The sequence below is a fragment of the Streptomyces sp. NPDC005266 genome (assembly GCF_040607655.1).
In the GTDB taxonomy this organism is placed as follows: Bacteria; Actinomycetota; Actinomycetes; order Streptomycetales; family Streptomycetaceae; genus Streptomyces.
Window position 1 is genome coordinate 1 of the sequence record NZ_JBEXHC010000042.1, and the last position, 11,190, is coordinate 11,190.

General features: G+C 69.3%; 11 protein-coding genes. 8 read left to right on the forward strand and 3 right to left on the reverse strand.

Annotated elements, in window-relative coordinates; translation table 11 throughout:
* Positions 1-107 precede the first annotated feature (107 nt).
* On the reverse strand, positions 108-338 hold the full coding sequence (locus ABZU99_RS34525; protein WP_355955162.1) for a DUF397 domain-containing protein: 231 nt from the start codon (positions 336-338) through the stop codon (positions 108-110).
* A 273-nt stretch (positions 339-611) separates the two neighbouring features.
* Between ABZU99_RS34525 and rpsO the strand changes: the two genes are divergently transcribed.
* The 5 genes from rpsO (at position 612) to ABZU99_RS34550 (ending at position 6,169) form a co-directional block, all read left to right on the forward strand.
* The gene (gene rpsO, locus ABZU99_RS34530) at positions 612-899 is read left to right on the forward strand and encodes a 30S ribosomal protein S15 (RefSeq protein WP_030288085.1); all 288 of its coding nucleotides are present in this window, start codon (positions 612-614) and stop codon (positions 897-899) included.
* Positions 900-1,307: 408 nt separating this feature from the next.
* Positions 1,308-3,539, forward strand: a complete 2,232-nt coding sequence (locus ABZU99_RS34535; RefSeq protein WP_355955159.1) for a polyribonucleotide nucleotidyltransferase — start codon at positions 1,308-1,310, stop codon at positions 3,537-3,539.
* Entirely contained in the window at positions 3,536-4,915 is a 1,380-nt protein-coding gene (locus ABZU99_RS34540; RefSeq protein ID WP_355955157.1) for a pitrilysin family protein, read from the forward strand. The genes ABZU99_RS34535 and ABZU99_RS34540 overlap by 4 nt, the downstream gene beginning before the upstream one ends.
* 33 nt (positions 4,916-4,948) lie before the next feature.
* Complete coding sequence (gene dapB / locus ABZU99_RS34545; RefSeq protein WP_355955155.1) at positions 4,949-5,701, forward strand: 4-hydroxy-tetrahydrodipicolinate reductase; 753 nt, start codon at positions 4,949-4,951, stop codon at positions 5,699-5,701.
* Positions 5,702-5,710: 9 nt separating this feature from the next.
* Complete coding sequence (locus ABZU99_RS34550) at positions 5,711-6,169, forward strand: tetratricopeptide repeat protein (RefSeq protein WP_355955153.1); 459 nt, start codon at positions 5,711-5,713, stop codon at positions 6,167-6,169.
* A 22-nt stretch (positions 6,170-6,191) separates the two neighbouring features.
* Here the strand turns inward: ABZU99_RS34550 and ABZU99_RS34555 are convergent, their stop codons facing one another.
* Positions 6,192-6,746: a hypothetical protein gene (locus ABZU99_RS34555; RefSeq protein WP_355955151.1), complete on the reverse strand. Its 555-nt coding sequence runs from the start codon at positions 6,744-6,746 to the stop codon at positions 6,192-6,194.
* A 73-nt stretch (positions 6,747-6,819) separates the two neighbouring features.
* Positions 6,820-7,062, reverse strand: a complete 243-nt coding sequence (locus tag ABZU99_RS34560; RefSeq protein WP_355955149.1) for a hypothetical protein — start codon at positions 7,060-7,062, stop codon at positions 6,820-6,822.
* Between the two features lie 178 nt (positions 7,063-7,240).
* Between ABZU99_RS34560 and thyX the strand changes: the two genes are divergently transcribed.
* The 3 genes from thyX (at position 7,241) to ABZU99_RS34575 (ending at position 10,883) form a co-directional block, all read left to right on the forward strand.
* The gene (thyX, locus tag ABZU99_RS34565; protein ID WP_355955147.1) at positions 7,241-7,981 is read left to right on the forward strand and encodes an FAD-dependent thymidylate synthase; all 741 of its coding nucleotides are present in this window, start codon (positions 7,241-7,243) and stop codon (positions 7,979-7,981) included.
* 192 nt (positions 7,982-8,173) lie between these two features.
* Positions 8,174-9,073 (forward strand): 4-hydroxy-tetrahydrodipicolinate synthase, encoded by a 900-nt coding sequence (dapA, locus tag ABZU99_RS34570; RefSeq protein WP_355955145.1) that lies wholly within the window; start codon positions 8,174-8,176, stop codon positions 9,071-9,073.
* Positions 9,074-9,197: 124 nt separating this feature from the next.
* Complete coding sequence (locus ABZU99_RS34575) at positions 9,198-10,883, forward strand: ribonuclease J (RefSeq protein WP_355955143.1); 1,686 nt, start codon at positions 9,198-9,200, stop codon at positions 10,881-10,883.
* The last annotated feature ends 307 nt before the right edge of the window (positions 10,884-11,190 follow it).

Consider the following 11,190-nt stretch of genomic DNA (forward strand, 5'->3'; position numbering starts at 1 on the left):
CCCGCCGTTCTCCTTTTGTCTGTCGGGTTCGGCCACACCCGCGTGCGGTCCCCCCCCCCGGGGTGGGGCGGGCGGGGTCGGGGGGTCCGCCCCCTCCTCCATGCTTCTCAGCTCAGGTCGAACTCGCCGTCCCGCGCGCCGAGGACGAAGGCGCGCCACTCGGCCTCCGTGTAGCGCAGAACGGTCTCGGGGTCGGCGGAGTTCCGCATGGCCACCGCCCCGTTCGGCAGGTACGCGATCTCCACCCGGTCTTCGGAGATGCTTCCGGGTGCGCTGAGCCACTCGACCCCGGAGATGTCGAGGGCGTACAGCTCAGCCTTCTCTTTGGCGTCGGCCATCGGTGGAGAATCCCTTCGGGTACCGCGGAGACAACCCCGCCCGGTGCTTGCTGACAGTGTCGTGCCCCCGTGCGTGCGGCGGCAACCGGCGTCGGCCCCCGCCCTCGACGCTGGTACGCTGTGTAACGGCCGTTTGTGTACGCGCCCCCGGAGCCTTCCCCGAAGGGTCTGGAGGCAGCGCCCAGCGGACCTCGCCTCCCGAGTCACGGAAGCTCCCCTGAGACACCGACCAGGGGCACTCGGCGGCTGAATGACGTAATCAAGGAGTTTCGCGTGTCGCTCGACGCCGCTACGAAGAAGCAGATCATGTCCGAGTTCGCCACCAAGGAGGGCGACACCGGCTCCCCCGAGGTCCAGGTCGCGCTGCTCTCGCGTCGCATCTCCGACCTGACCGAGCACCTTAAGACCCACAAGCACGACCACCACTCCCGCCGTGGTCTGCTGCTGCTGGTCGGCCAGCGCCGCCGGCTGCTGCAGTACCTGGCGAAGAAGGACATCACGCGCTTCCGTGCGCTGGTCGAGCGCCTGGGTATCCGCCGCGGTGCGGCGGGCGCCAAGTAAGACGCCGTGAAGGGAGCGGCTCCCGTGCCGGGGGCCGCTCCCTTTGCCGTACGTGCCGCCTTAGGGTGTGAGCGCCATAGGGTTTCGGCCATCCGCCGACCCGCACCAACCGGGCACGGAGCGCGTCACCTTCGCTACGCCCCGTGCGCACCAGACAGTCCAGCCGTCGTGATGACGGCCGAATCTTTGTAGTCTGGTCCCAACAACGCCATAACGAACGAGGAGGAGCGCCTCATTCCCGCCGCACCGGTGCCACATGAGCCGGTCCTCGGTAGTGGCTCCCGGAACTGGCAATTCCGGTGGCTTCGATCGAAGACCGGCCCGGCCGCCGGACCACCGGCCAGGGGCGCTGCTCCACCACCGTCCCCCGTCACACGGACGAGGGACGCAGAAGAGGAGATTTTCCTGGTGGAGAACGAGACCCACTACGCCGAGGCCGTCATCGACAATGGCGCCTTCGGCACCCGCACGATCCGTTTTGAGACGGGCCGCCTGGCCCGTCAGGCCGCTGGCTCCGCCGTGGCCTACCTGGACGACGACACCATGGTGCTGTCGGCCACCACCGCTTCGAAGAACCCCAAGGACCAGCTCGACTTCTTCCCGCTGACGGTCGACGTCGAGGAGCGGATGTACGCGGCGGGGCGCATCCCCGGCTCGTTCTTCCGCCGTGAGGGCCGCCCGTCCGAGGACGCGATCCTCACCTGCCGTCTGATCGACCGCCCGCTGCGCCCGTCCTTCAAGAAGGGCCTGCGCAACGAGATCCAGGTGGTTGAGACGATCATGGCGCTCAACCCCGACCACCTCTACGACGTGGTCGCGATCAACGCCGCCTCCTGCTCGACCCAGCTCGCGGGGCTGCCCTTCTCCGGTCCCATCGGCGGCACCCGCGTCGCCCTGATCCGGGGCCAGTGGGTGGCCTTCCCGACCCACACCGAGCTCGAGGAAGCCGTCTTCGACATGGTCGTCGCCGGCCGTGTCCTGGAGGACGGCGACGTCGCGATCATGATGGTCGAGGCGGAGGCCACCGAGAAGACCATCCAGCTGGTCAAGGACGGCGCCGAGGCCCCGACCGAGGAGATCGTGGCCGCCGGCCTGGAGGCCGCGAAGCCGTTCATCAAGGTGCTGTGCAAGGCGCAGTCGGACCTCGCCGCCAAGGCCGCGAAGCCGACCGGTGAGTTCCCGATCTTCCTGGACTACCAGGACGACGTCCTGGAGGCGCTGACCGCCGCCGTGCGCGACGAGCTCTCCCAGGCGCTGACCATCGCGGGCAAGCAGGAGCGCGAGGCCGAGCTGGACCGCGTCAAGGGTCTGGCCGCCGAGAAGCTGCTGCCGCAGTTCGAGGGGCGCGAGAAGGAGATCTCGGCCGCGTACCGCGCGCTGACCAAGACCCTGGTGCGCGAGCGCGTCATCAAGGAGAAGAAGCGCATCGACGGCCGCGGCGTCACGGACATCCGTACGCTGGCCGCCGAGGTCGAGGCCATCCCGCGGGTGCACGGCTCGGCGCTGTTCGAGCGCGGCGAGACCCAGATCCTGGGGGTCACCACGCTGAACATGCTCCGCATGGAGCAGCAGCTGGACACCCTCGCGCCCGAGACCCGCAAGCGCTACATGCACAACTACAACTTCCCGCCGTACTCCACCGGTGAGACCGGCCGCGTCGGCTCCCCCAAGCGCCGCGAGATCGGTCACGGCGCGCTGGCCGAGCGGGCGCTGCTGCCGGTGCTGCCGACGCGCGAGGAGTTCCCGTACGCCATCCGTCAGGTCTCGGAGGCGCTCAGCTCCAACGGCTCGACCTCCATGGGCTCGGTCTGCGCCTCCACGATGTCGCTGCTGAACGCCGGTGTGCCGCTGAAGGCCCCGGTGGCGGGCATCGCGATGGGCCTGATCTCCCAGGAGATCGACGGCGAGACCCACTACGTCACCCTCACCGACATCCTCGGTGCGGAGGACGCGTTCGGCGACATGGACTTCAAGGTCGCCGGCACCAAGCAGTTCGTGACCGCGCTGCAGCTGGACACCAAGCTGGACGGCATTCCGGCGTCCGTGCTGGCCGCGGCCCTCAAGCAGGCCCGCGACGCCCGGCTGCACATCCTCGACGTGATGAACGAGGCCATCGACGTTCCGGACGAGATGTCCCCGAACGCGCCGCGGATCATCACCGTCAAGATCCCGGTGGACAAGATCGGTGAGGTCATCGGCCCCAAGGGCAAGATGATCAACCAGATCCAGGAGGACACCGGCGCCGACATCACCATCGAGGACGACGGCACCATCTACATCGGTGCCGCCGACGGCCCGGCCGCCGAGGCCGCCCGCGCCACCATCAACGGCATCGCCAACCCGACGATGCCCGAGGTCGGCGAGCGCTACCTGGGCACGGTCGTGAAGACCACCACCTTCGGTGCCTTCGTCTCCCTGCTCCCGGGCAAGGACGGCCTGCTGCACATCTCGCAGATCCGCAAGCTCGCCGGCGGCAAGCGCGTGGAGAACGTCGAGGACGTGCTGAAGGTCGGCGCCAAGGTCCAGGTCGAGATCGCCGAGATCGACCAGCGCGGCAAGCTCTCCCTGATCCCGGTCGTCGAGGGCGAAGAGGGCGAAGAGGGCGCGGACGACGAGGCGAAGGACGAAGCTGCCAAGTGACGTCCCGCGCTGACGTGGCGACGGCCCGCACCTCCTCGGAGGGGCGGGCCGTCGCCCGTACCCAAACGCTTCTCAAGGGCGAGAACGGCATCGGTACGGTCCGCAGGACGACCCTCCCCGGGGGCTTGCGCGTCATCACCGAGACCCTGCCGTCCGTGCGCTCCGCGACCTTCGGCATCTGGGCGCACGTAGGCTCCCGCGATGAGACCCCGACGCTGGGCGGCGCCACCCACTATCTGGAGCATCTGCTCTTCAAGGGCACCGAGCGGCGCAGCGCGCTCGACATCTCCGCCGCCATCGACGCGGTCGGCGGCGAGATGAACGCCTTCACGGCCAAGGAGTACACCTGCTACTACGCGCGGGTGCTCGACACCGATCTCCCGCTGGCCATCGACGTCGTCTGCGACATGCTGACCGGCTCGCTGATCGATGAGGCGGACGTGGACGCCGAGCGCGGCGTCGTCCTCGAAGAGATCGCGATGACCGAGGACGACCCGGGCGACTGCGTGCACGACCTGTTCGCGCACACCATGCTCGGCGACACCCCGCTCGGCCGCCCGGTCCTCGGCACCGTCGACACCGTCAACGGGCTCAGCCGCGACCAGATCGCCCGCTTCTACAAGAAGCACTACGACCCGACCCATCTCGTGGTCGCCGCCGCGGGCAATGTGGACCATGCCACGGTCGTGCGTCAGGTGCGCGCCGCGTTCGAGCGGGCGGGCGCCCTGTCCCGGACGGACGCGGTCCCGGTCGCCCCGCGCGACGGCTCCCGGACGATCCGCACCGCGGGCAAGGTCGAGCTGCTGGGCCGCAAGACCGAGCAGGCACATGTGGTGCTCGGCATGCCCGGCATTCCGCGCACCGACGACCGGCGCTGGGCGCTCGGAGTGCTCAACACCGCGCTCGGCGGCGGGATGAGCTCCCGGCTCTTCCAGGAGGTCCGCGAGAAGCGCGGGCTCGCCTACAGCGTCTACTCCTACACCTCGGGCTTCGCCGACTGCGGCCTCTTCGGCGTCTACGCCGGCTGCCGCCCGAGCCAGGTGCACGACGTCCTCAAGATCTGCCGCGACGAGCTCGACCAGGTCGCGCGGAACGGCCTCACCGACGAGGAGCTGCGGCGCGCCGTCGGCCAGCTCTCCGGCTCCACGGTGCTGGGCCTGGAGGACACCGGCGCGCTGATGAACCGGATCGGCAAGAGCGAGCTGTGCTGGGGCGACCAGATGTCGGTGGACGACATGCTCGCCCGGATCCAGGCGGTCACCCCGGACGAGGTGCGCGAGGTGGCGCGCGATGTACTGGGGCAGCGTCCTTCGCTGTCCGTCATCGGCCCGCTGAAGGACAAGCAGGCGGCCCGTCTCGACGACGCCGTCGCCTAGAGCCGCTCGAAGGAACTCGAAGGAAAGGGAACGATGAGCAAGCTGCGCGTGGCCGTCCTCGGTGCCAAGGGCCGGATCGGCTCCGAGGCGGTACGGGCGGTGGAGGCCGCCGACGACACGGAGCTGGTCGCCGCGCTGGGCCGGGGCGACAAGCTGGAGACCCTGGTCGAGGCGGGCGCCGAGGTCGCCGTCGAGCTGACCGAGCCCGGCTCGGTGATGGACAACCTCGAGTTCTGCGTCCGGCACGGCATCCACGCCGTCGTCGGCACCACCGGCTGGACGGACGAGCGGCTCGCCCAGCTGCGCGGCTGGCTCGACGCCTCCCCGCGCACCGGTGTGCTCATCGCGCCGAACTTCTCCATCGGCGCCGTGCTGACCATGCGGTTCGCCCGCCAGGCCGCCCGCTTCTTCGAATCGGTCGAGGTCATCGAGTTGCACCACCCCAACAAGGTGGACGCCCCCTCCGGCACCGCCGCCCGCACCGCGCAGATGATCGCCGAGGCACGGCGGGAAGCCGGCTGCGCACCGCAGCCGGACGCCACGGCCACGGGGCTGGAGGGCGCGCGCGGCGCGGACGTGGACGGGGTGCCGGTGCACTCGGTACGGCTGCGCGGCCTCCTCGCCCATCAGGAGGTGCTGCTGGGGGGCGAAGGCGAGACGCTCACGATCCGCCACGACTCCCGTCACCACAGCAGCTTCATGCCGGGCATTCTGCTCGGCGCGCGCCGCGTGGTGACCACCCCCGGCCTGACCTTCGGCCTGGAACACTTCCTCGATCTGGACTGAGGCACACCGGTGCGCGCAAAGATCACGTATTTCGTTCTCGCGGCCGTCCTGGTCGTCTACTTCGTCCTGGTCGGCAGCCGCGGCGTGATGCTCATCCGGGCGGGCACGCCGGTGACCGTCGTCTTCGGCCTGGCCGTCCTGGTGCTGCCCGTCATCGGCGCCTGGTTCCTGTGGAAGACCACGCTGTTCGCGCGCAGCGCCAACCGGCTCGCGCGTGAGCTGGAGGGCGAGGGCGGGCTGCCGGTCGATGAGCTGGTACGGACGCCCGGCGGGCGCGTCGACCGGGACTCGGCGGACGCGGTCTTCGCCAAGCGGCGGGCCGAGACGGAGGAGTCGCCGGAGGACTGGCGGTCCTGGTTCCGGCTCGCCGTCGCGTACTACGACGCCCGGGACACCGTGCGGGCCCGCAAGGCGATGCAGCGCGCCATCGCCCTGCACGACGGCAAACCGGTACGGGCCCGGGGCTGACCGGCCCCGCGCCCGTACCGGCTCAGCGGTACGCGGCCGCCCAGCCTTCGACGGCATCGGCCGCCATGTCGAATCCCTCGGCGCGCCCCAGGAAGTCCGCGCCGTGGCTGGTGATCAGGGTGAGCGGGGCTCCGCCGCGCGCCGGTTCGGCGACCACCGCCTGCCCCTGGACCGTACGGGGAAGGCCCAGCCACCGGACCGGCTGCTGGGCCGTGCGAATCGCGGCGATGTCCGGCCACTCCACCGTCGTGCTGGAGATGAGGCCGGTCCGCCGCAGCCCCCGCGCGCTCACCTGGACACCCGCCCGCACCAGCCGGACGGCGACCACGATCACCAGCGCCGCGACGGCGACGCAGACGCCGGCCGCGGGCACCGACCCCGCCATCGCGATGATCATCGCGGAGAAGAGGACGTACGAGGCGAGCAGCAGGAAAAGCGCCGCGCCCCCGACCCTCCAGGGGCCCGGCCGGTACGGACGGCGCCAGCGGTCCCGGTCCTCGTAGGCGAGGGGGTCCGCTCCGGCCGCCGCCTCGTCGTCGTCAAGGGCGCGGTCGGCTGTCAGGAAGGGCAGGGGCACGGGATGTCCTCACTCACACACACATCCGGATGGGGGCTGTGCTGGGTGAGGCTATCTCAGCGCAAGTCAGCGCTCAGCGCCCGTTCGACGCCTCTGACTGCTGCGTCTGGTGGCTGGGGTGCGACTGGCTGTCGAGCGCGGGCATGCCGAACATCAGTGAGCCGACGAAGCCGGCGATGATCGTGAGGCCGATCAGCGTCCGGCCGGCTATCTGGGACGGCGTGGCGCGGGGGCGGGGCGGTGGGGTGACATTGCTGCGGAAACGGTCGGCTTCGGCGACGAAGGCGAACGGCACTGGCTCTCGCCGGCGGAACATCAGCGGGCTCTCCTTGGAACCTCGTACATGGGTACTTCAGTGGGTAAGACGTGCGAACGGGGTGTTGGGTGCCCTCTTCCGGCAACTTCATTCAAGATTTTCCGCGAGCGGTGTTGTCGGCGGTGGCCCGTAAGCTGGGCGCCGCCCTGAGGGATGGATACATGGAAGGACCCCGCCGGTGACCGAGACCCCCGCCGAGACCGAGAAGGCCAGTTTCCGCAGCGATGTGACCGTCGAGCTGGTCAAGCACAGCGCTGCCGACTCCGACGTGCTGTGGGCCGCGCGGGTGTCCACCGCGGGTGAGCAGTCGCTCGACGAGCTCACCAAGGACCCGGAGCGCTCCAAGGGTCTGATCAACTTCCTGATGCGCGACCGGCACGGCAGCCCGTTCGAGCACAACTCGATGACCTTCTTCATCAGCGCCCCGATCTTCGTCTTCCGCGAGTTCATGCGGCACCGGGTGGGCTGGTCGTACAACGAGGAGTCCGGCCGGTACCGCGAGCTCCAGCCGGTCTTCTACGTGCCGGGGGAGGCGCGCAAGCTGGTCCAGGAGGGCCGCCCGGGGAAGTACGAGTTCGTCGAGGGCACCCCGGCGCAGCACGAGCTGACCGGCCGGGTGATGGAGGACGCGTACCGCTACGCGTACGAGGCGTACCGGGAGATGCTGGCCGCCGGGGTGGCGCGCGAGGTGGCCCGCTCCGTCCTCCCGGTCGGCCTGTTCTCCTCGATGTACGCGACGTGCAACGCCCGCTCGCTGATGCACTTCCTGGGCCTGCGCACCCAGCATGAGCAGGCCGCGGTGCCCTCCTTCCCGCAGCGGGAGATCGAGATGGTGGGGGAGCGGATGGAGGCGGCCTGGGCCCAGCTGATGCCGCTGACGCACGCCGCCTTCAACGCCAATGGGCGGGTGGCTCCGTAGCGCACCGCGCTCCCGGACGGTTCACTGGAGCGAAGTGTCCGTATTGCGGCGGTTCGAGAAGTTCATCTAGGCTGAACAAACGGGCCCGGCACTGCTTGAACCCCCGAGCAGGCAGTGCCGGGTCCCATCTGTTCGCTCTGTCCGCCGCCCCGAGCGAGCACCGTGGGGCGCGCTACGAGTAGCGTGGGGCCCATGGCACCGACATCCACATCGCAGACCCCTTTCGGGCGGGTGCTGACCGCCATGGTCACGCCATTCACCGCTGACGGCGCGCTCGACCTCGACGGCGCCCAGCGACTCGCCGCTCATCTGGTGGACGCCGGCAATGACGGCCTGATCGTCAATGGCACCACCGGCGAGTCCCCGACCACCAGCGATGCGGAAAAAGCTCAGCTCGTACGAGCCGTGGTGGAGGCGGTCGGCGACCGCGCCCACGTCGTAGCCGGAGCGGGCACCAACGACACCCGGCACAGCGTCGAGCTCGCCCGCGCGGCCGAGCAGGCGGGTGCCCATGGGCTGCTGGCCGTCACGCCGTACTACAGCAAGCCCCCGCAGGAAGGCATCTTCCGGCACTTCACCGCCATCGCCGACGCCACTGGGCTGCCGGTCATGCTCTACGACATCCCCGGCCGCAGCGGCGTCCCGATCGGCACCGAGACCATGGTCCGGCTCGCCGAGCACCCGCGTATCGTCGCCAACAAGGACGCCAAGGGCGACCTCGGGCGCGCCAGCTGGGCCATCGCCCGTTCCCGCCTCGCCTGGTACTCCGGCGACGACATGCTGAACCTGCCGCTGCTGTCGGTCGGCGCGGTCGGCTTCGTCTCCGTGGTCGGTCACCTCGTCAGCCCCGAGCTGCGCGCGCTGCTCGAGGCCCACCTCTCGGGCGATGTCGCGAAGGCGACCGAAATCCACCAGCAGCTGCTCCCGGTCTTCACCGGGATGTTCCGCAACCAGGGCGTCATCACGACGAAGGCCGCGCTTGCCCTCCAGGGCCTGCCCGGGGGGCCGCTGCGGCTGCCGCTCGTGGAGCTCAGTGCCGAGGAAACGGAACAGCTCAGGCGCGATCTTGCCGCCGGCGGGGTACAGCTTTAAACAAAGATGCGATTTATCACACCTTCATACTTCACAACTACATACAGACACATCAGCAAGTGCACGAATGTCACGCGCGCCATGTGCCCCAGGGGCACGTGGCGTGTGTGGTGAGGAGAGTCTTTTGAGTCATCCGCATCCTGAGCTCGGCCCGCCGCCGAAGCTTCCCAAGGGCGGCCTGCGCGTCACTCCGCTCGGCGGACTCGGTGAGATCGGCCGCAACATGACGGTCTTCGAGTACGAAGGCCGGCTGCTGATCGTCGACTGCGGAGTGCTCTTCCCGGAGGAGGAGCAGCCCGGAGTCGACCTGATCCTGCCGGACTTCACGTCCATCCGGGACCGTCTGAACGACATCGACGGCATCGTGCTCACGCACGGCCACGAGGACCACATCGGCGGCGTCCCCTTCCTGCTGCGCGAGAAGCCCGACATCCCGCTGATCGGCTCCAAGCTGACCCTCGCCCTGATCGAGGCCAAGCTGCAGGAGCACCGCATCCGCCCGTACACCCTTGAGGTCGAGGAGGGGCACCGCGAGCGGATCGGCCCCTTCGAGTGCGAGTTCGTGGCGGTCAACCACTCCATCCCGGACGCCCTCGCGGTCGCCATCCGCACCCCGGCCGGCCTGGCCGTGCACACCGGCGACTTCAAGATGGACCAGCTGCCGCTCGACGGCCGCCTCACCGACCTGCCCGCGTTCGCGCGCCTCGGCGAGGAGGGCATCGACCTCCTCCTGTCGGACTCCACGAACGCCGAGGTCCCGGGCTTCGTCCCGCCCGAGCGTGATATCTCCAATGTGCTGGGCCAGGTCTTCGCGAACGCCCAGAAGCGCGTCATCGTCGCGAGCTTCGCCAGCCATGTGCACCGCATCCAGCAGGTCCTCGACGCGGCACACGAGCACGGGCGCCGGGTCGCCTTCGTGGGCCGCTCGATGGTCCGCAACATGGGCATCGCCCGGGACCTGGGCTATCTGCGGGTACCGCCGGGTCTCGTGGTGGACGTGAAGGTCCTCGACGACCTTCCGGACCACGAGGTCGTGCTCGTCTGCACGGGCTCCCAGGGCGAGCCGATGGCCGCGCTGTCCCGGATGGCCAACCGCGACCACCAGATCCGGATCGTCCCGGGCGACACGGTGATCCTCGCGTCGTCGCTGATCCCGGGCAACGAGACCGCGGTCTACCGGGTGATCAACGGGCTGACGCGGTGGGGCGCCGACGTCGTCCACAAGGGCAACGCCAAGGTGCATGTCTCCGGCCATGCCTCGGCCGGCGAACTGCTGTACTTCTACAACATCTGCAAGCCCAAGAACCTGATGCCGGTACACGGTGAATGGCGCCATCTGCGCGCCAACGCCGAGCTGGGCGCTCTGACCGGAGTGCCGAAGAACCGCTGTGTCATCGCCGAGGACGGCGTGGTGGTCGACCTCATCGACGGCATCGCCAAGATCGTCGGCAAGGTGCAGGCGGGATACGTGTACGTGGACGGCCTATCGGTCGGCGATGTCACGGAGACCTCGCTCAAGGACCGCCGCATCCTCGGCGAGGAGGGCATCATCTCGGTCTTCGTGGTCGTCGACAGCACGACCGGCAAGACCGTGGGCGGCCCGCAGATCCAGGCGCGCGGCTCCGGGATCGAGGACGCGGCGTTCTCCGGTGTCATGCCGAAGATCGAGGACGCCATGGCCAAGATGGCCTCCGACGGCGTCGCGGACCCGCATCAGCTCCAGCAGATCGTGCGCCGCACCCTGGGCAAGTGGGTCTCCGACAACTACCGCCGGCGCCCGATGATCCTCCCGGTCGTCGTCGAGGTCTGACACACGCTCAGCGCCCAACCGACGCTGAACACCCGGCGGGGCTCCTCGATTTGCATCCAGGAGCCCCGCTCCAGTAGGTTTACGGCTCCGCCAGAGGGGAAACCCGGAGCGCTCAACGGCCTCCGGAGGAGCCCGACGGCGGGGGTGGAAATCGGCTCAGAGAAATTCTGATAAAGTCGAGGAAGCCAAAAGGCAAGGCCCTCCAACGGCCACCGGAAACGGAATTCGGACCGGAAACGGAACGGAAAACGGATCTGGTAAGGTTGGAAACACGAAGAACGAAGGGAAGCGCCCGGAGAAACCGGTG

Bases quoted from the DNA above. Each gene is read 5' to 3' on its own strand.
- ABZU99_RS34525 (WP_355955162.1), bottom strand. From the start codon at position 338: ATGGCCGACGCCAAAGAGAAGGCTGAGCTGTACGCCCTCGACATCTCC.
- ABZU99_RS34560 (WP_355955149.1), bottom strand. From the start codon at position 7,062: ATGTTCCGCCGGCGAGAGCCAGTGCCGTTCGCCTTCGTCGCCGAAGCC.
- dapB (WP_355955155.1), top strand. From the start codon at position 4,949: ATGAGCAAGCTGCGCGTGGCCGTCCTCGGTGCCAAGGGCCGGATCGGC.
- dapA (WP_355955145.1), top strand. From the start codon at position 8,174: ATGGCACCGACATCCACATCGCAGACCCCTTTCGGGCGGGTGCTGACC.